The organism is Paraburkholderia sp. J69-1 (genome assembly GCF_905220255.1).
Lineage (GTDB): Bacteria > Pseudomonadota > Gammaproteobacteria > Burkholderiales > Burkholderiaceae > Paraburkholderia.
This window is the reverse complement of sequence record NZ_CAJMZG010000022.1, coordinates 1-19,789: the sequence shown is the minus strand read 5'-3', so window position 1 is coordinate 19,789 and position 19,789 is coordinate 1. Positions and strand designations below refer to the sequence as shown.

Here is a 19,789-nt window from a genome sequence, read left to right as displayed (position 1 = left end):
GCTTGCGGAGGTTTGGCAGTTTTGCGATAGATTTTGCCATTCTAGCGCGCGACAGGCATGGGGCATCGCACGCATCATCGGGGCTCTTCTGGCCCTCATGAGATTGCACCCGATGTCCACCGCCGCCCCGCGCCATGCGCTTTTTCCGCTCGTCGCCATCACGCTCTGGTCGGGCAACGTGATGGTTTCGCGGCTCTCCGCGCACACCATCGACCCGTACGCCATCACGTTCTGGCGCCTCGTGCTGGCCGTCGCGCTGATGAGCCTGTTCGTGCCCGCCGCCGCCTGGCGCAACCGCGCCGCCATCGTGCCGCAATTGCCGAAGCTCGCGCTGCTCGGCCTGCTCGCCATGGCGCTGTTCCAGTGCCTGTCCTACGCGGCGGCGAAAACCACCACGGCCACCAATATGTCGATCATGACGGCGCTGGTGCCCTTGCTCACGATGCTGCTCTCCGTCGCCTTGCTCGGCGAAACGCCTACCGCCGGGATGGCTTGCGGCGGCGTGATTTCGTTCGCAGGACTGGTCTGGCTGATCACCGCCGGGCGGCCCGCAACACTGCTCGCGGGCGGCGTCCATAGCGGCGATCTGCTGATGCTCGTCGCGGCTCTCGCGTATGCGGTTTACGGCGTGCTATTGCGCCGCTGGCACGTGGGTTTGCCGTCGTGGCAATCGACGTATTGTCAGGCGATCGCCGCGCTGCTGTTCATGCTCGTGCCGCTTTCGCGTCTGCCGATCGCCGGGGCGTTGCCCAATCGCTCCAGCCTGCCGCTGATCGCCTATGCAGGATCGCTGGCTTCAGTCGTGCTGCCGTTTTTCTGGATGCAGGGCGTCAAGCATCTGGGCCCGAATCGCTGCAGCATGTATATGAGTCTGCTGCCGGTGTTCACGGCGGCGCTGGCCGTGAGCGTATTCGGCGAGCAATTGCACGCATATCACCTGCTGGGCGGCGTGACGGCGCTCGCGGGTGTGTTGCTCGCGCAAACGTGGCGAACGCCGCTTGCGCGATCGATAGGCACGGAGAAAAAAGACAGGATTACGAATCATCCGTCGATTTCAGAAAATCGATAAACGCCCTGAGGGGCGCGGGCACATGACGCCGCCCAGGATAGTAGAGAAATGGCCCGGAGAATTCTGGCCACCAGTCCGCCAGCAACGGCACCAGCGCACCGCTGGCGAAGTGCGGCGCAAGCGTGTCCTCGAACAACGCCACCACGCCCGCGCCGCGCAGCGCCATTTCCGTCACGAGATCGAGCGACCCGGCGGGCTTCACCACCACTTGCCCCGGCGGATCGAGCCGCACGGTTTCGCCATTGCGCTGATATTCCCAGATCGCCATCGCGCCGCCCGCAAAACGGATGCGCAGGCACGCATGATCGAGCAGATCGCGCGGATGTTCAGGCACGCCGCGCGCCGCGAGATAAGCGGGCGAAGCGGCGGTGGCAAAGCGCTGCCTGCGCGGGCCGATCGGCAGCGCGATCATGTCCTGATCCAGCCGCTCGTCGTAGCGGATGCCTGCATCGCAACCGGCCTGCAACACATCGACGAAGCCGTCCTCCACCATCACTTCCACGCGGATTTCCTGATAGGCCTGCGCGAACGGCGCGAGGATCGGCGGCAGCACGCTGCGCGCGACATTGGCCGGCACATTCAGGCGCAGCACGCCAGCGGGCCGGTCGCGATACCCGTTGAGCACGTCGAGCGCCGCTTTCATCTCGGCGAACAGCGGCGTGATGGTTTCAAGCAGACGTTGCCCCGCTTCGGTCGGCGCGACGCTGCGCGTGGTGCGATTCAGGAGCCGCAGCCCGAGCTTCGTTTCGAGCCGTCGCACGGCCGTGCTCAAACTGGACGCCGACACGCCGCCCGTGCGCGCCGCATCGCGAAAACCGCCCGCCCGCGCGACAGCGGCGAATGCGGCAAGGTCGTTCATCTCGAAGGCGAGATTGGGCTGCAGACGCGTTTCCTGATTCATGGCGATGGCGTGTGAGTACGAACATCGCCATTGTGCAAAATTTTGCACAACCCGTGCGGATCAGACGGGATTATCCAACAGCGCAACTGCGCCCATACTGGCGCCATCCCTTTTCGAGGAGAACGCCATGACGCAAGCAACGCAGACTCAGACTCAGTCCCCCGCACGCCGCTTCAATCTCGCTGGGCGCACGGTCAACCGCATGGGCTATGGCGCCATGCAACTCGCCGGTCCTGGCGTGTTCGGGCCGCCGAAGGACCGCGCGCAGGCCGTCGCAGTGCTGCGCGAAGCCATCGCGCTGGGCGTGAATCACATCGATACGAGCGATTTTTACGGCCCGCACGTGACCAACCAGATCATCCGCGAGGCGCTGCATCCGTATCCCGCCGATCTCACGCTCGTGACCAAGGTGGGCGCGGTGCGCGACGACCAGGGCGACTGGCTGCCCGCGCAAGACCCCGCCGATCTCGAACGTGCCGTGCACGACAATCTGCGCAATCTCGGCCTGGAAACGCTGGATATCGTGAATCTGCGCGTCATGGGCGACGTCCACCAGCCCTCCGAAGGCCCGATCGAGCGCCAGATGGAAGCGCTCGCGACGCTGCGCCAGCGCGGCCTCGTGCGCGACATCGGCCTGTCGAACGCGACGGCAAAGCAGATCGCCGACGCCAGCCACATCGCGCCGATCGTCTGCGTGCAGAACAACTACAACCTCGTGAATCGCACCGACGACGCGCTGATCGACACGCTCGCCGCTCAGGGCACCGCGTATGTGCCGTTCTTCCCACTCGGCGGATTCACGCCGATTCAATCGTCGGCGCTGTCGGATATCGCGCAGTCGCTGGGCGCAACGCCGATGACCGTCGCGCTCGCCTGGCTGCTGCATCGCGCGCCCAATGTGCTGCTGATTCCGGGGACGTCGTCAGTTGCGCATCTGCGCGAGAACATGCAGGCGGAGTCGCTCGCGCTGAGCGCGGACGTGCTCGCGAAGCTCGACGCGATCGGCAGGCAGGCGGCCTGAGCGTATTCATGTCGGTTTGAGTCGCCGGCCCTGGGCGAAAGAACGCGAAAGGTGAGCCGCCGCACACGCGGGTATGGACCTTGCGTCCAGAATGGTTTCAGCGTGGATTCGGCGGCGATCCGGCATCGGTTCGCCGCTAGCGGCACGCGTTTCCGGGAGGACCGACGATGCCTGCAAACCCAAACCGGCAGCGCACTCGCTTGGCGAGTTGGCTAGCGGCGCTGGCCTTGTTCGCATTCGCCGCGCAAAACGCCCTGGCGGCCGGGAAATTCGACGGCACATGGAGCGTCACGCTCACCTGCGCGACCGGCCCGGACGGCGCTTACAGCTATACCTTTCATTTCCCGGCCACAGTCGTCGATGGCGTGATGCACGGCGAGCGCGGCGATAAAGGCCGCGGCGGCTGGTTCACACTCGACGGCAAGATCGAACCCGATGGCGCCGCCACCTTGCTCGGCCAGGGGCTGACCAGCGCACCCGGCTATTCGGTCGGCCATCTCGATCCGCGCACGCCTTACGAATACAACGTCAGCGCCCATTTCGACGCGGCTTCGGGCACCGGCTCGCGCACGACCACGCGACAATGCGACTTCGTGTTCGTGAAGCAATAAGCGCACGCCGGTATCAGCACACAACCCGCAGACGAAAAAAAGCCGCGGCTCGAACACCGCGGCTCATCAAGTCCTGCCACTCTCATCCGCCGCGCGCCGCTCCCTCAAACGGCGCGCGCGGGAACCCCGTGCTTGTCCTGTGTCAGTTCGTATGCCGAAACCGCATCAGGTTTGCGGATCTGCCGATGCGTCGCCAGCGTCGGCTTGCTGCGTGCCGTCGTCGGCGGGCTTTTCATCCTCTTTCTTCTCGAGCATCTTTTCGAGCGCCCCCGCGCCTTCGAAACCGGCGACCGCTGCGGCCGCCTTGGTCAGAAAACCGGCGTCAGGATCAACCTTCTCCGCCGCTTCGACGGCCGCCACTGCGCCGGCGATTTCGCCCACCTTGTCCAGAATGCCCATTTGACCCCTCCGGTTCATGCGAGTTGGCGCGTGGGCGGCGAAAAAATCCGCCCGCTGCGCCGCCGATGCCAACACTACGATCCCTGCGTTTTTGCCTGTCGAGGTGCCGCCGACATCGTGCTGACGACGGCGCACCGTTCTCCCACCGCATGCGCCTCATACGAACTGAATCGAGGCGCTAACGTTGATGCATTGTGGGCGAGCGCGACAGGCTCAGCAATCATAAATCGCCATTTCTGACAATGGTTAACGTTTCAATCTTCGGATGTTTATTGCGATGCATCAATGACTTACCTATACTTTCTTCGTCTCCTCCATGTCTCCTTTGACGTGGTTCAAGCCCGCCTCCGCGCGGGCTTTTTTCTTTTACGCGGCACGCATCGCAGCGGAGCGCCCCGCCCCGCCGCCGCATGCGCTGGCATAATCCGGGTTCCTTTTTTCTTCCCCCTTGCCAGGCCGTTGCAATGAACCTCCATACCTGGTGGCTGTTCCTCGCCACTGTCTTCGTCGTCTGCGCCATCCCCGGCCCCAATATGCTGCTCATCATGTCGCACGGCGCGCAGTACGGTCTGCGACGCACCAGCGCGACCATGGGCGGCTGCCTGTCCGCGCTCGTGCTGATGCTGGCCGTCTCCGCCGCCGGGCTGGGCGTGTTCCTGCAGGCATGGCCGACGATGTTCAACGTGCTGCGTTTTGTCGGCGCGGGTTATCTGGTGTATCTGGGCATCAAGGCCTGGAGCGCGCCGGTCGAGCACAACGAGGCTGCCGACGCCAGCGCGCAAGCACTCGGCGCCCGCCCGGCACGTTCGCCCGGCACGCTGTTCCGCAACGGTTTTCTGGTGGCCAGCAGCAATCCGAAGGCGATTCTGTTCGCCGCCGCGCTGCTGCCGCAGTTCATCGACGCGAGCCGTCCCACGCTGCCGCAATTCGGCGTGCTGGTGGCGACGTTCGCGGTGTGCGAAGTGAGCTGGTATCTCGTTTATGCGAGCTTCGGCACGCGCATCGGTGCCACGCTCAAGAGCCAGCGCGTGGCGAAGGTATTCAATCGCGTGACGGGTGGCGTTTTTGTCGGCTTCGGCGCGATGATGGCTTTGATGCGGCAGTAAGCGGTAGCGCGCCGCGAAGAAAGTGACCTGAGAAACAAGTGACCCAGGAAACACGAAGGGCGGCCTCAAGCCGCCCTTTTTTATGCGCGCCGGAATAGGCCGATCAATGCGCCGGATTGCGGCGATTGATGTGCTCGTCCAGGATCGCATCGGCGATGGCGCGGGCGCGTTTGCTGGAACGGGCGTCGAGCATGGCGATGACAATCGATGCCGCGAAAATCAACAGGCTGAACGTGACGACGATGCCAGCCAGCCAGGGCACCGGCATATTGCGCAAGTCGGATACCGAATAGCTGCCCGCCTCGAAATGCGCCGCGGCCATGCCGCAGTAGTGCATCCCGCATACCGCCACGCCCATCACGACCGCCGAACTGATCTGGCGCGTGCGGCGCATCGCGCTGCGGCGGCGCAGATCGAAGGCCAGCAGCAGCGCCGCCCCGCTCGCAATGATCGCGATGATAACGGAGAGGATCACTAACCAGGTCTGGTAGTGAATGGCGGGACAGATATCCATCGCCCACATGCCGAGATAATGCATACCGGCCACGCCGAGACCCATCGCGACGGCTGCGCCCGCGAGCAGCGGCCAGCGCAATTCATAGCGGCACAGCGGCAGAAAACCGATGGCGGACGCAACGATTGCAATCGCGAGCGAAGCCAGCGTAGCGGGAATGTTGTAGCCGACCGCGATCGGCAGATGGAACGCCAGCATCGCGATAAAGTGCATCGACCAGATGCCGAGCCCCATGATGCAGCCGCCGAATGCAATCCACGGCAACAGCGGACGTTTGCCGATCACATCCAGACGATCGGAAATATCCAATGCCGTGAACGATGCGAAGATCGCCAGCAGACAGGAAAGCGCGACAAGCGAGGGATCGTAGTAGCCGGTCATGTTCGTTCAACTCGTGTGAACTGCGTTGTGCGAGGCTCGAGCCAGGACGCGAGTACCACTTCCCCGGGCGTCCGTTTCGTCTTAACAATCACATCGAGTATACATAGAAACCTTTGCGCGCAATAGCAAGGCAGAACCCGAATCACGCAAAAGCGAACATGAGCGAATACGTAGAAATGACCGCTTTTTTAGGGGCTTTCTGGCGATCTGAACGGTTGTAGAACGTGATTTATGCAAACAGCATTAAATCTTTAGAAGCGAAACTCAGTCGATATTTAGTTAATAGCGCAATAGTGAAACGGGCATGCGCACCTTGAGGGCGCATGCCCGGTAACGCAGTCACTTTCGCGGCGCGGGCCACGAACCGCGTTTGACGATCGACCAGTAAACCCAACCGGTCAAGGCCAGCGCAACGGCTCCGAGCAGCGTGGGCAACAGCAGAAACGACCAGCCCGGCTGCGCCATGAAAATGATGACGGGATTGCTGCCTGCGGGCGGATGCACGGTCCGCGTGAGCATCATCAGCATCAATGCGCAGGCGGCGGCGCATGCCATCGGCATGTAGCCGGGGCCGAACAGGTGCAGGCAGAGCAAGCCGGTCAAGGACGTCAGCACATGACCGCCGATGATGTTACGCGGCTGTGAAAACGGGCTGGCCGGAAAACCGAACAGCAGCACGCAGGTCGCGCCAAACGAACCGAGCATCCAGGGTTGAGCGCTCTTTTGCGCCAGCGTCCCGACGAGAGCCAGCGCAACGAACGCGCCCAGACCGGCCAGCGCAATGCTGCCGGCCTGAACGCGCCACGTTGCGGCCCCGCTGGTTCCGGCGCTAACGGCGGACGGGGAGGTCATGGTTCTCAGGCCACCTTGAAGCGCGCCGCTTCTTCCGAGCCCTTCGTCGCGTTGCCGGCGCTATAGGAATGCGCGCCCACGCCCGCGAGTTCCCCGCCCTGCACGATCAGATATTCATCGCGGATCGGGCGGCCTTCGAAATAGCATTCGAGAATTTCGCGCGTGCCGGCCGCGTAGCGCGCCTGCGCCGAAAGACTCGTGCCGGAGATATGCGGCGTCATGCCCTGATGCGGCATGCTGCGCCACGGGTGATCGGCCGGCGCGGGCTGCGGGAACCACACGTCGCCGCCGTAGCCCGCAAGCTGGCCGCTCTTGAGCGCATCGACAACGGCGTCGCGGTCGCAGAGCTTGCCGCGCGCCGTGTTGATCAGGTAGGCGCCGCGCTTGAAATGCTTGAGCGTCGCCGCGTTGATCATATGCTCGGTTTCCGGGTGCAGCGGGCAATTCAGCGTCACGACATCGCACGCCTTCGCCAGGCTCTCCAGGCTCGTGTGATACGTGAGGTTCAGCTCCTTTTCGACCGATTCGGGCAAACGGTGACGATCGAGATAATGCAGTTTCATATCGAACGGCTTGAGCAGACGCAGCACGCGCAGGCCGATACGTCCCGCCGCAACCGTGCCCACATGCATGCCTTCGACGTCATACGAACGCTCGACGCAATCGGCGATATTCCAGCCGCCCTCATTTGCTATGTTGTGCGAAGGAATGTAGTTACGCACCAGCGCGAGGGTCGTCATCACCACATGTTCGGCCACGCTGTTGCTGTTGCAATACGTGACTTCCGCCACGGTGATGCCGCGATCCATCGCGGCCTGCAGATCGGTGTGATCCGAACCGATACCGGCGGTCACGATCATCTTGAGCTTGCGCGCTTTCGCAATGCGCTCGGCGGTCATATAGGCCGGCCAGAACGGCTGCGAAATCACGATCTCGGCGTCATGCAATTCGCGGTCGAGCACGCTGTCCGAACCGTCCTTGCTCGAGGTGACGATCAGTTGGTGGCCGTTCGATTCCAGATAGTGGCGCAAGCCCAGTTCGCCCGACACGCAGCCCAGCAAATGCCCCGGCGTGAAGTCGATGCCGCGCGGCGTGGGCGTGGTTTGGCCATCGGGATAACGGGTGATTTCGGGAAGCGTGTCACGGGCATACTGCTTCGGCATACCGTTGACCGGATCGTCGTACAGCACACAAATGATTTTTGCCACGATATCTGTCTCCACTCTGATTGAACAGGAACCGGTGCACTGTGGCAGCCGGCTTTCCGGTCGCGTTGCTTGTGTTCCAGCGACAGACAGAGTGTTGTCGATGAGGCGCACACGGGTCCAATCGATTCGACGGATTGGCTGATAAGCGCGGCTTATCAACCATGCGCCCGCAACGATTCATGGGCGATCTAGCAAGGCGTCGAACTCGTCCTGCAGATCGAGTTGCTTCGCGGCCTCCCACATCGCCGCAACGTGACGCGGCCGCGAAGGCAGATTGCGGGTAATCAGACCGATTTCGCGCGTGACTTCGGGTTCGAGCGGCGTTGCTTTCATCTGGCGCGCGCTATCCGCAATGCTCAGCACGCTATGCGGCAGCACGGTATGCAGGCGCGCATGCTGCACATTGGCGATCAAGGCGAGCAGCGAATCCGCCTCCAGAATCACTTTGGGCTCCACGCCCGCGCGCCGGAACGCGGCATTGATCACCTGACGGTTCTGCATCGACGAATCCAGCAGCGCGAACTGCAATTCGCCCACATCGTCCCAGCGACCGGCGCCCTTGCACGCGCCCACGCCGGAATCTGCCGGCGACATCAGCACGTAGCGTTCGCAGTAAAGCGAAAGCACGTCGAAGCCCGCCTGGGTGTGATCGTCGAGATAGGTGAAGCCGATGTCGAGATCGTAATCGTCGAGCTGGCGCAGGATCGCCGCCGAACTCAAGGAGCGCACCGAATAGCACAGCAGCGGATGCGCCTCGCGACAAGCCGCCAGCAGTAGATTGACGATGGGCATGGTGGTGGGAATCACGCCGATCCTGATCGTGCCGGTCAGCATGCGCGAAGCGAGCGCGTCCTGGCGCATATGTTCGAGCGCGGCAATCGTCTCGCGCGCCCAGCCGAGAATGCGCTCGCCGTCTTCGGTGAAGCCCAGGAAGCGGCGGCCGCGCCGCACGATCATGAGGCCGAGTTCGGCTTCGAGACTGCGTATCGCCGACGAAAGCGCCGGTTGCGAGACATTGCACAGCTCGGCGGCGCGCGCGAAGTGCTGCTCTTTGGCGAGCGTCACCAGGTAGTTGAGTTGCCGTATGAACATCGCTCGTACCTCGGGTTGCGGGGTCGCGGACGCGGGTTTGCCCCGCGCCCTCCGATATATCGAGCGATATATTACGCTTCAACGCATCATGCGGGTCGCCCTCGCCTTCAGTTGCCGCTGCCGCCAATAGCCCACCGCCGCCAGCGCCACGCAGCAGCCGAGCGTGGCCACCACTTCGCGCCGATGATCTTCGCTGAGCACCATCACCACAAACGCGCCGCCAATCAGCAACACAACCAGCGCGCCAAGGAAGGGATGCAGCCACATCTTCACCTTCAAAGGCCCCGCTGCCACAAGGCGCTTGTGCAGGCGCAACTGGCTGACCGCAATCACGAGATAAACGAGCAATGCAATCGCGCCAGTGGTGGAAAGCAAGGCATCGAAGACATATTTGGGCGCCAGATAATTCGCGCCGCACGCGACGAAGGCCACGAGACTCGATGCCATCACCGCGCGCGCCGGCACGCCATTGCCCGTCGTGCGCGTGAGAAAACCCGGCGCCTGTTTGCGCGTGCCGAGCGAATACATCATTCTCGATGCGGTATAGAGCGCGGAATTCAGGCAACTGCCCACTGCAACGAGGATGAGTCCATCGGTAATGAGTTTGGCATAGGGAATATGGAAACGCTGAAGCACCGCCTGATAAGCGCCCATTCGCGTCAATTCAGGATCGTTCCACGGCACGGTGCAGATGATGACCAGAATCGATCCGATATAGAAAAGCGAAATACGCCAGACGACCGAGGTAATCGCACGGCCAATTTCCCGCGCGGGATTTTCCGATTCGGCCGCTGCAATCGTCACGACTTCGGTGCCGAGAAACGTAAACATCGTCGTCAATAACGCACCGATAATCGGCGCGATGCCGCGCGGAATAAATCCGCCGTGTCCGGTGACGGTCTGCCAGGGCGTGAGATGCACCGTCGGCACGAAGCCCGACAAAGCCGCAATACCGCAGCCGATAAAGATCAGAATCCCCGTGACCTTGATAATGGCGAACCAGAATTCCATCTCGCCGTAATTCTTCACGCTGGCGAGATTGGCGATGGTGAGCGCCGCGGTCACCAGCACGGAAAGCTGCCAGACCGGCACATCGGGCAACCAGCTGTTCAGGATGTTGGCGGCCGCCGTGGCTTCGAGCGGCACCACCAGCACCCAGAACCACCAGTACATCCAGCCGATGGTAAAGCCCGCCCAGGAGCCGATCGCCTTGTCAGCGTAAGTGGAGAACGAGCCAGAATCCGGCATCGCGCAGGCCATTTCGCCCAGCATGCGCATCACCGTCACCACCAGCAGGCTGCCGAACACATAGGCGAGCAGCGCTGCGGGCCCGGCTTCGGCGATCGCGTGGCCGGAGCCGACGAACAGCCCCGCGCCAATACTTCCGCCGATCGAGAGCATGACCACGTGGCGCTGCTTGAGTCCGTCGGCAAGACGCCGCGAGTTCGGGCCGGTATCCGCGCGTTGATCGATCGCATCGACAGTCAGTTCTGCGTAGCCGCCAGTCGCAGCATCAAGCATGCGGGCGGGCCGTTCTATCTGTCGCATATGTCTTCCTCCGTGGTTTTTGTCGGGGACAACGTCAGGCAAGGCCTTCGTTCGCATTCATCATCCCGGCGCAAAAAACGGCGGGCATAGAACCATTCCGACCGCGCATAGAACGGTCGCGACAGCCCCGCGTGTGCTCCATTCCCCCTGTTTCCCCAGCCGGCGGGCTCCACGCCCTTGTCCAGCGGACTTCACCAGGGCAAACCCTTAGCCAATTTCGACAAATATTCGGCGCTGCTCATGCGCATTCGTAGAGCGTAAACCCTTATTTTTGCTCGGTCTAATTCAAACCTATACTCCGTCTACAATTTGTATACATTGATGTTGGACGGCAGAAGACGCTGTTTCAATCGACGGTCTGGAAGACGCCGTCGTGCTGTACGGCCCCGAGGGGCGGCGCATGAAAGGTGTGCGCACGCATCCGGAGGTGCAGTGGGTTTCAAGGCGATATTGGAATTAGAAATGCAAACGGTTACCTCGCTCCCCGCGGACGACAAGATGTGCGGCTGGTATCACACGAGTCGTGCACGCACGCCCAAAGCCGCCCACACGGGCGAATCGAAAGCTCGCTGGGCCGTGATCGGCGCCGGCTTCACCGGCCTCGCCGCCGCCCGGCAACTCGCGCTGAACTTTCCCGACGATGAAGTCCTGCTGATCGACGCCCAGGAAGTGGGCTATGGCACGTCGGGCCGCAATGCCGGTTTCGCGATCGATCTGCCGCACGACATCGGCGCGGACGATTACATCGGCGATATCGACACGGCCAGGATCACGCTCAAGCTCAACCTCCTCGGCCAGACGATCCTGCGCGACCTGGTGAACGAGCACGGCATCGACTGCCACATGACGGCATCGGGCAAATATCAGGCGGCGGTGGAAGAGCGCGGCGTGGCGGTGCTCGACGCCTATCGGCGCGGGCTCGACAAGCTGGGGCAACCGTACGAAGTGATCGACGGCGCGGCGCTGCCCGACCACATCGGCACGTCGTTCTATCGCAAGGCGCTGTTCACGCCGGGCACCGTGCTCGTGCAGCCTTCGGGGCTCGTGAAGGGTCTGGCCGACTGCCTGCCGCCCAACGTCACGCTCTATGAGCACACGCCGATTACCAATGTGGAATACGGCGACAAGATCGTGCTGGCGCATCGCAACGGCCGCATCGTCGCCGACAAACTGGTGCTCGCCAACAACGCCTTCGGCATGCGCTTCGGCTTCCTTCAGCGCACCATGCTGCCGGTGTTCCTCTACGCAAGCCTCACGCGCCCGCTCACGGCAGCCGAGCAGTTTGCACTGGGCGGCAAGCCGTTCTGGGGTGTGATTCCCGCCGATCCGTTCGGCAGCACGCTGCGCCGCACGCACGACAACCGCATTCTCGTGCGCAACAGCTTTTCGTTCAATCCCGATGGCCGTCCGAAAGAACAGAATCTTTCGCGTTTCGCGGACCGCCATCGTCTGTCCTTCGACCGGCGCTTCCCGATGCTGCCCGATGTCGATTTCGAATACACGTGGAGCGGATCGCTCGCGCTTTCGCAAAACCACAAAGGCTTTTTCGGCCAGCTCGCGCCGAACGTTTTTGGCGCACTCTGCTGCAATGGTCTGGGCATCACGCGTGGCACGGTGACGGGCACGCTGCTCGCCGACTGGCTCGCGGGCAAGCCCAATGACCTGACGAATTTCCTGCTCGAAACCTCGGGGCCGAACAAGGCGCCGCCCGAGCCGTTCCTCTCGCTCGGCGTCAACGCCACCCTCTGGTGGGGGCAGCGCAAAGCCGGGCTCGAAAGCTGATTCGCAACTCGACTGCGATGGATCGCGACAAATCGGCAAATCTTTATTCAGACCGATCGCACCTTAGACGAAGCACAGAACGCCGCGAATGTGGTTCGCACCACGAAGCATAGCGTTCCATTTCATGGAAGGAGACAGGCAATGTCGAACAATCACGTGTCCATCGAGGACGTTCCGCTCAATGGATTTCATCAGTTGCTCACGATCCGATCGAGCGGCGGCTGGCTCATGGACGGCTATGTTCTGAGCATTATCGGCGTGGCGATGGTGCAGTTTTCCTCGGCGCTCGGTTTGACCAGTTTCTGGGAAGGCATGGTGGCGGCTTCCGCGCTGCTCGGCATCTTCGCAGGCGGCTTTCTGGGCGGCTGGCTGTCCGACCGCATCGGGCGTCAAAAACCCTATTTTTTCGGACCCGTTATTTTCTTCGTATGCTCGCTCGCGCAATTCTGGGTGCAGTCCGGCGAAGCCTTGTTCGTGCTGCGTTTTCTGATCGGCATTGGCGTGGGCATTGAATATCCCGTGGCCGGTTCGCTGCTGGTCGAATTCATGCCGCGCAAATATCGCGGCCCGCGTCTGGCGATGCTGACGATCATCTGGTTCCTTGGCGCGGCGCTCGCTTATATCGTCGGCAATCTGATTCTCAGCAGCCACGCACACGACGCCTGGCGCTGGGTGCTGGCGAGCCCGGCGGCGATCGGTCTGGTGCTGTTCATCGTGCGCATCGGCACGCCGGAATCGCCGCGCTGGCTGCTCAGCAAAGGCCGTCAAGCCGAAGCCGAGGCGATCATCAAGAAGGTCTACGGTCCGTCGTTCTCGCTGAAGAATCTGCCTGAAGAAACCGCTCAAAAGAAGACTTCGCTGCTGGATCTGCTGCACTCCGGTTATGGCAAGCGCATGTTGTTCGTCACGGTGTTCTGGAGCTGTTCGGTGATCCCGGTGTTCGCGGTCTATTCGTTCGCGCCGCGCGTGCTCGAAGCGCTCAATCTGACCGGTCAATGGGAATCGCTGGGCTCGGTGGCCATCACGCTGCTGTTCGTGGTCGGTTGCATCATCGCGACGCGCATCATCAATGTGATTGGCCGCCGTGCGATGGTGATTCACAGCTTTCTGTGGTCCGCGCTCGCGCTGCTTGCGCTCGGCGCCTGCTCGAACGGTTCGGCCATTCTGATTCTCGTGCTGTTTGGCGCCTATGCCGTGTTGATCGGCGGCGCGCAAGTGCTGCAACTGGTCTACCCCAACGAAATTTTCCCGACCGATATCCGCGCGTTCGCAGTGGGCATGGGCGCATCGCTCTCGCGCATCGGCGCGGCGGTTGGCACCTGGCTTGTGCCGATCGCGCTCAATAGCGTCGGCATCGGCAACACCATGTATGCAGCAGCGGCCGTGTCGTTCGTCGGTCTGGCCGCATCGCTCGCACTCGCACCGGAAACGCGCTCGCTCAGCTTGCAGGAAGCGGCTTCCCTCAATCACTGACCACCCCGCTCACCTTATTTTTCACGGAAACACATCATGAAATTCGAAGGCATCTACACCCCGGCGATCACGCCCCTCGACGCTGCTGGCCAGATCGATAAAAAGGCCTTTGCCGAAGTGCTCGAATCGCTGATCGCGGCGGGCGTGCACGGCATCATCATCGGCGGTTCGACCGGCGAGTATTACGCGCACACGGCGCAGGAACGTTTCGACCTCGGCGCTCTGGCGAAGGAAGTGATTGGCTCGCGCACCGCGCTGATCATCGGCACGGGCGCCGTGCGCACGGAAGATTCGGTCGAGTACGCGAAAGCCGCGAAGGCCATCAAGGCCGATGCGATCCTCGTGGGTTCGCCGCCCTACGCACTGCCCACCGAACAGGAAAATGCCGAGCACGCACTCGCGATCGATCGCGCCGCGGATCTGCCGGTCATGCTCTACAACTACCCCGGCCGCATGAGCGTTTCGATGGGCCGCGAGTTCTTCCGCACCGTGACGGCCGCGTCGAAGAACTTCGTCGCGATCAAGGAAAGCTCAGGCCAGACCGGCCAACTGCATATGCTGGCGCGCGAATTCCCGCAACTGGGCCTGTCGTGCGGCTGGGACGATCAGGCGCTGGAATTCTTCGCATGGGGCGCGCGTAGCTGGGTCTGCGCCGGTTCGAACTTCCTGCCGGCCGAACATATCGCGCTGTACCAGGCATGCGCCGTTGAAAACGACTTCGCCAAGGGCCGCCGCATCATGTCCGCGATGCTGCCGCTGATGGACTTCCTCGAAGAAGGCAAGTTCGTGCAGTCGATCAAGCATGGCTGCGAAATCATCGGCCTGCGTAGCGGCGGCGTGCGCGCCCCGCTCAAGGGTCTCGACGAAGACCAGAAGCAGCGCCTGCAAACCATCGTCACCGAACTGAAGCGCGAAGTGGCTGCTGTCACCGGAGGTCAAGCCTGATGGCCGATCTGCTCAATGCAGCGCAGTACGCAGCGCTGGCCGCGCAACTGCGCTTTCCCACCCAGGCCTTTGTCGACGGCGCATTTCGTCCTTCGAAATCCGGCGCAACGTTCGAAACGACCAATCCGGCTAACGGCGAAGTGCTCGCGCAAATTGCCGCATGCAACGCCGCCGATGTCGACGATGCCGTCGCCAGCGCGCGCGCCGCGTATCAGGACGGCCGCTGGCGCAATCTGCCGCCGTCGCGCCGCAAGTCGATTCTGCTGAAGTTCGCCGATCTTCTGGAAACGCACGCGCACGAACTCGCGACGATGGAAAGCCTCGACAGCGGCAAGCCCATTCGCGAATGCCAGAATACCGACGTTCCCGAAACGATCCATACGATTCGTTGGCATGCCGAACTAATCGACAAGATTTACGATTCCACCGCGCCGGTCGGTTCGAACGCGCTGTCGATGGTGGTACGCGAGCCTATCGGCGTGGTCGGCCTCGTGCTGCCGTGGAATTTCCCGCTGCTGATGCTGGCGTGGAAAATCGGCCCGTCGCTTGCGGCCGGTTGCTCCATCGTCGTCAAGCCCGCGAAGGAAACCACGCTTACGGCCCTGCGCGTGGCCGAACTCGCGCACGAAGCGGGCGTGCCTGCCGGCGTGTTCAACGTGCTGCCCGGCGGCGGCCAGGAAGTGGGCGAGCCGCTCGGCCTGCACATGGACGTCGATATGGTCAGCTTCACCGGCTCGACCGCAACGGGCCGGCGCTTCCTGCATTACGCGGCCGAGTCCAACCTCAAGCGCATCGTGCTCGAATGCGGCGGCAAGAACCCCGCCGTGGTGCTCAAGGACGCGGACGATCTGGACGCCGTCGCGCAGCACGTCGTCAACGGCGCGTTCTGGAATATGGGCGAAAACTGCTCGGCCTCGTCGCGTCTGATCGTGCATGCCGATATCAAGGACGCCCTGCTCGAACGCATCGGCGTGCAGATGCGCGAATGGAAGATGGGCGATCCGCTCGATCCCGAACACCGCATCGGCGCGATGGTCAGCAAGTCGCACTTCGAGAAAGTGCGCTCGTATCTGGAGCAGGCGCAGACCGAACAACTGCGCGTGGCCTTCGGCGGCGACACGCAGCGCGGCATTTTCGTCGAGCCGACCGTGGTCGACGGCGTGAGCGCCGCGAGCCGTCTGTTCCAGGAAGAGATCTTCGGCCCGGTGCTTGCCGTCACGACCTTCAAGGATATCGACGAAGCGATCGAACTCGCCAATGACTCCGCCTATGGTCTCGCCGCGTCGGTCTACACGAGCAATCTGAATCACGCGATCCGTCTGTCGCGCGAGATCCGTGCGGGCGTGGTGACCGTCAACTGCTTCGGCGAAGGCGATATCACGACGCCGTTCGGCGGCTACAAGGAGTCGGGTTTCGGCGGTCGCGACAAGTCGATCTGGGCGCACGACCAGTACACCGAGATCAAGACGATCTGGATCGACGTGCCCGTCTAAGCGCATAATCACGTCCGCAAAAAATTGAATCATCAAAGCAGGTTCGAGGTATGAAAAGCAAGGATACGGCCACGCTGATAGGGCTCGTCGCGATCATGTTGTGGGCGTCGATCGTGGCGCTCATTCGCGGCGTCAGCGAAAGTCTGGGCGCGACCGGCGGTGCCGCCATGATGTATTCGGTGGCCTCCGTCTTTCTCGTGTTGACGGTCGGCTTTCCGAAGCTCAGGGAATTTCCGCGTAAATACCTGATCTGGGGCAGCGTGCTTTTCGTGGCCTACGAACTGTGCCTGTCGCTGTCGATCGGCTATGCCGATAACGGGCGACAGGCCATCGAAGTCGGCATGGTCAATTATTTGTGGCCCACTTTTACGCTGGTTGCGGCGATCGTCTTCAATAAGCAGAAGGCCAATCTGCTGGTCGTGCCCGGCTTCGTGTTGTCGATGATGGGAATCGGCTGGGTGCTGGGCGGCGACCAGGGTACCGACCTGGCCGGCATGATGGCGAACGTGCGAGACAACCCGCTGAGCTACGGTTTGGCGTTCAGCGGCGCGTTGATCTGGGCCGCCTATTGCACGGTCACGGCCCGCATCGCGAACGGCAAGAACGGCGTCACGCCGTTTTTCATGCTGGTTTCGGCCGTGCTGTGGCTCAAGTTCGCCATCGAAGGCGGCGGCGCGATGACCTTCAATCTGCACGCGATCATCTACCTGCTGCTGGCCGCCGCGGCCATGGGCTTCGGCTACGCGGCCTGGAATATCGGCATTCTGCATGGCAACGCCACGGTGCTCGCGGGCGCCTCGTATTTCATCCCCGTGATTTCGGCGGCGCTGGCGGCCACGCTGCTGCACGCGCCGCTCTCCGACGCGTTCTGGCACGGTGCCATGATGGTGTGCGCCGGCTCGATTCTCTGCTGGATCGCCACCCGGCCGCGCCGCGCCAAAGTACCGGCGGCGAAGCAGGAAGCCGAAATTGGGGAACGAGTACAGGAATAAAACCGGTCTGAGACCGGTTTGAGACCTGTCTCAGACCCGCGCAGCGTGCGCCGTGTGGTGAATTTTCGTTGGGCGACTTATAGTACGCAAAGCCGTACGCACAGAGTACACAAAAGATAGACAGAGATTCCCGATGAAACAGAGCCCCGACGAATCGCCCCTCGAAAGCAACGCCCCCACCGACCGCAAGGCCGTTCTGGCCGACACCCTGCGCCGCCGCATCGTCAGCATGGAGCTGAAGCCTGGCGCCGTGGTGGACGAACTGGCGCTATGCGACGAATTCGGCCTGTCGCGCCCGCCCGTGCGCGAACTGATGCGCCAGATGGCCGCCGAAGGCTATATCGAACTGGAAGCGAATCGCGCGGCCCGCGTTTCGTCGATGAATTACCACTCGCTGCGCAGCTTCTTTCTGGCCGCGCCGCTGATTTACGTCGCCACGACGCAACTCGCGGCGGCCAATGCCACCGCGGCGGACGTTGCGAAGCTGCGCGAAATCCAGAAGCGTTTTCGCGCCGCCATCGACGCGCATGACGTGGAAAACCGCGTGCTCTACAACGACCAGTTTCATCTGGAGATCGGCACGATGGCGCAGAACGATTATCTGATGCCCAGCCTGCGCCGCCTGTTGATCGATCACGCGCGGCTTGGCAAAACGTTTTATCGCTATCCGGCCAGCGAAAACATGCAGCACGAAATGCATGAGGCGGCGAATCAGCACGATGAAATCATCGATGCGATCGAGCGCCGCGACACTGAAGGCGCCGCCGAACTCGTGCGGGCGCACTGGGAGCTTTCGCGCCGCCACATGACGGACTACGCGATTCCCGAAGGACTGGATGTGCCGCTGACGCTGGCCTGATCGACTCATCTCCAGGGGCGGTTCGCCGCCCTTTTTGTTTTGAAACTCAGCGCATCGAATATATTTCGGATTCCTTTTTATTATCACGCCGATTTCGCAGATCTCGCATCGCCCCACGCTTTCCATGTCTCCCCCGCTCGTCCCCACTCAAACGGAACCGCAGAAGCCGATTCGCTTCGGCATCGTCCTGCTGCCCAATTTCACGCTCACGGCTTTTTCGGGTTTCGTCGATCTGCTGCGCCTCGCCAGCGACGAAGGCGACCTGAGCCGCCCCGTGCGCTGTAGCTGGACGATCGTTGCCGAATCGCTTGCGCCCATTCGAGCGAGTTGCGGGATTCAGGTGACGCCATGGACGTCCTTCGACGATGCCGGTCCGTTCGACTATCTGCTCGTCGTGGGCGGCCTGCTGCATTCGGGACCGTCCGCCAGCGATGCGACGCTGCGCTTCATTCGCGCGGCCGCTGCCCATGGCGCAACGCTCGTAGGCGTCTGCACGGGCGCATTCGCGCTGGCGCGCGCGGGCGTGATGGACGGCTATCGCATCTGCGTAAGCTGGTTTCACTACTGGGATTTCGTCGAGCGCTTCCCCGCCATTCCCGAAGCGAACCTGATCGCCGACCGCCTGTTCGTGATCGATCGGCGGCGCATCACCTGCTCGGGCGGGCGCGCCTCGATCGACGTGGCCGCGGCCATTCTGTTGCGGCACCTGGACGCCTCCATCGTGCAGAAAGCGCAGCGCATTCTGATCGTCGACGATGCGCAACGCGGCAACGCGCCCCAGCCTTATCCGCCAGGACTCGACCCCGCCTCGCATCCGAAGGTGCGCCGCGCCATTCTCGTGATGGAGCAGCATGTGGCCAACCCGCTGGCGCTCACGGAACTGGCGCGGCGCGTGGATACGTCCGTGCGCCAGCTCGAACGTCTGTTTATCGCCGAAACCGGCAGGTCGCCCAATGTGTATGGCCGCCAGATGCGCGTGCGCATGGCCGCGTGGATGCTGAGCGCCTCCGATCGCACCGTCGCCGATATCGCCATGTCCTGCGGATTTTCGGACGCCTCGCATCTCGGCCGCGAGTTCCGCAAGGAATTCGACGCCTCGCCCAGCGCGTATCGCCTCGCGCGCCCGCCGGTTGCGCAAGCCGAAGTGTGCGAGGAATGAGCCTGGCTTGTCGCAAATGTTCTATCACGCGGGCGGCGCCTGGCCTTAAATTGCACCAACAGCACTGCACACACCTTAGCGCCTGAAACGCTGGAACCTGAGAGCCCACACATGTTCAACCGAGCCGAAAGCACCATCGCCAACGTCGATCCCGAACTCTTTGCCGCGATCGAACTCGAGAACCGCCGTCAGGAAGAGCACATCGAACTGATCGCGTCGGAAAACTACACCTCGCCAGCCGTGATGGCTGCGCAGGGTTCGCAGCTCACCAACAAGTACGCCGAAGGCTATCCCGGCAAGCGTTACTACGGCGGCTGCGAAAACGTCGATATCGTCGAGCAGCTCGCGATTGACCGTGTGAAGGCGCTGTTCGGCGCGGAAGCG

At 62.5% G+C, this 19,789-nt stretch carries 18 protein-coding genes and 1 pseudogene; 12 read left to right on the top strand and 7 right to left on the bottom strand.

Annotated features, from left to right (window positions below; genetic code table 11):
* Positions 1-112 precede the first annotated feature (112 nt).
* Positions 113-1,069 (top strand): DMT family transporter, encoded by a 957-nt coding sequence (locus U5A67_RS31335; RefSeq protein WP_321817513.1) that lies wholly within the window; start codon positions 113-115, stop codon positions 1,067-1,069.
* Here U5A67_RS31335 and U5A67_RS31330 read toward each other — a convergent pair.
* The gene (locus tag U5A67_RS31330; protein ID WP_321817514.1) at positions 1,035-1,970 is read right to left on the bottom strand and encodes a LysR family transcriptional regulator; all 936 of its coding nucleotides are present in this window, start codon (positions 1,968-1,970) and stop codon (positions 1,035-1,037) included. The genes U5A67_RS31335 and U5A67_RS31330 overlap by 35 nt on opposite strands.
* Positions 1,971-2,097: 127 nt before the next feature.
* On the opposite strand from U5A67_RS31330, the gene U5A67_RS31325 reads away from it, so the two are divergent.
* Together U5A67_RS31325 and U5A67_RS31320 are read left to right on the top strand one after the other, a co-directional pair.
* Positions 2,098-2,991 carry an aldo/keto reductase family oxidoreductase gene (locus U5A67_RS31325; RefSeq protein ID WP_321817515.1) on the top strand — a complete coding sequence of 298 codons (894 nt, stop codon included), beginning with the start codon at positions 2,098-2,100 and terminating at the stop codon, positions 2,989-2,991.
* 227 nt (positions 2,992-3,218) lie between these two features.
* Positions 3,219-3,602 (top strand): hypothetical protein, encoded by a 384-nt coding sequence (locus tag U5A67_RS31320; RefSeq protein WP_321817516.1) that lies wholly within the window; start codon positions 3,219-3,221, stop codon positions 3,600-3,602.
* A gap of 165 nt (positions 3,603-3,767) precedes the next feature.
* On the opposite strand, the gene U5A67_RS31315 is transcribed toward U5A67_RS31320, so the two are convergent.
* Complete coding sequence (locus tag U5A67_RS31315; protein WP_321817539.1) at positions 3,768-4,001, bottom strand: hypothetical protein; 234 nt, start codon at positions 3,999-4,001, stop codon at positions 3,768-3,770.
* Between the two features lie 464 nt (positions 4,002-4,465).
* Between U5A67_RS31315 and U5A67_RS31310 the strand changes: the two genes are divergently transcribed.
* Positions 4,466-5,107, top strand: coding sequence for a LysE family translocator (locus U5A67_RS31310; RefSeq protein WP_321817517.1), 642 nt, complete (start codon positions 4,466-4,468; stop codon positions 5,105-5,107).
* A 103-nt stretch (positions 5,108-5,210) separates the two neighbouring features.
* On the opposite strand, the gene U5A67_RS31305 is transcribed toward U5A67_RS31310, so the two are convergent.
* The 5 genes from U5A67_RS31305 to U5A67_RS31285 form a co-directional block, all read right to left on the bottom strand.
* The gene (locus tag U5A67_RS31305) at positions 5,211-6,002 is read right to left on the bottom strand and encodes an MHYT domain-containing protein (protein WP_205985737.1); all 792 of its coding nucleotides are present in this window, start codon (positions 6,000-6,002) and stop codon (positions 5,211-5,213) included.
* A gap of 339 nt (positions 6,003-6,341) precedes the next feature.
* On the bottom strand, positions 6,342-6,854 hold the full coding sequence (locus U5A67_RS31300; RefSeq protein WP_321817518.1) for an HPP family protein: 513 nt from the start codon (positions 6,852-6,854) through the stop codon (positions 6,342-6,344).
* Between the two features lie 5 nt (positions 6,855-6,859).
* Positions 6,860-8,062 (bottom strand): NAD-dependent formate dehydrogenase, encoded by a 1,203-nt coding sequence (locus tag U5A67_RS31295; protein WP_321817519.1) that lies wholly within the window; start codon positions 8,060-8,062, stop codon positions 6,860-6,862.
* 177 nt (positions 8,063-8,239) lie between these two features.
* Positions 8,240-9,154, bottom strand: coding sequence for a LysR family transcriptional regulator (locus U5A67_RS31290; RefSeq protein ID WP_321817520.1), 915 nt, complete (start codon positions 9,152-9,154; stop codon positions 8,240-8,242).
* Between the two features lie 78 nt (positions 9,155-9,232).
* Positions 9,233-10,702, bottom strand: a complete 1,470-nt coding sequence (locus tag U5A67_RS31285) for an amino acid permease (protein ID WP_321817521.1) — start codon at positions 10,700-10,702, stop codon at positions 9,233-9,235.
* A 462-nt stretch (positions 10,703-11,164) separates the two neighbouring features.
* Between U5A67_RS31285 and U5A67_RS31280 the strand changes: the two genes are divergently transcribed.
* The 8 genes and pseudogenes from U5A67_RS31280 to glyA form a co-directional block, all read left to right on the top strand.
* Positions 11,165-12,484: an FAD-binding oxidoreductase gene (locus tag U5A67_RS31280; protein WP_321817522.1), complete on the top strand. Its 1,320-nt coding sequence runs from the start codon at positions 11,165-11,167 to the stop codon at positions 12,482-12,484.
* A 141-nt stretch (positions 12,485-12,625) separates the two neighbouring features.
* The gene (locus U5A67_RS31275) at positions 12,626-13,957 is read left to right on the top strand and encodes an MFS transporter (RefSeq protein WP_321817523.1); all 1,332 of its coding nucleotides are present in this window, start codon (positions 12,626-12,628) and stop codon (positions 13,955-13,957) included.
* A gap of 36 nt (positions 13,958-13,993) precedes the next feature.
* Positions 13,994-14,902 carry a dihydrodipicolinate synthase family protein gene (locus U5A67_RS31270; RefSeq protein ID WP_321817524.1) on the top strand — a complete coding sequence of 303 codons (909 nt, stop codon included), beginning with the start codon at positions 13,994-13,996 and terminating at the stop codon, positions 14,900-14,902.
* The gene (locus U5A67_RS31265; protein ID WP_321817525.1) at positions 14,902-16,395 is read left to right on the top strand and encodes an aldehyde dehydrogenase; all 1,494 of its coding nucleotides are present in this window, start codon (positions 14,902-14,904) and stop codon (positions 16,393-16,395) included. Before U5A67_RS31270 ends, U5A67_RS31265 begins: the two co-directional genes overlap by 1 nt.
* A 50-nt stretch (positions 16,396-16,445) precedes the next feature.
* Positions 16,446-17,387, top strand: coding sequence for an aromatic amino acid DMT transporter YddG (yddG, locus tag U5A67_RS31260; RefSeq protein WP_321817526.1), 942 nt, complete (start codon positions 16,446-16,448; stop codon positions 17,385-17,387).
* Between the two features lie 133 nt (positions 17,388-17,520).
* The gene (locus U5A67_RS31255; RefSeq protein ID WP_321817527.1) at positions 17,521-18,246 is read left to right on the top strand and encodes a GntR family transcriptional regulator; all 726 of its coding nucleotides are present in this window, start codon (positions 17,521-17,523) and stop codon (positions 18,244-18,246) included.
* 124 nt (positions 18,247-18,370) lie between these two features.
* Entirely contained in the window at positions 18,371-19,405 is a 1,035-nt protein-coding gene (locus tag U5A67_RS31250; RefSeq protein WP_321817528.1) for a GlxA family transcriptional regulator, read from the top strand.
* Between the two features lie 111 nt (positions 19,406-19,516).
* Positions 19,517-19,789 (top strand): annotated as a pseudogene (glyA, locus tag U5A67_RS31245) (serine hydroxymethyltransferase); the annotation flags it as partial.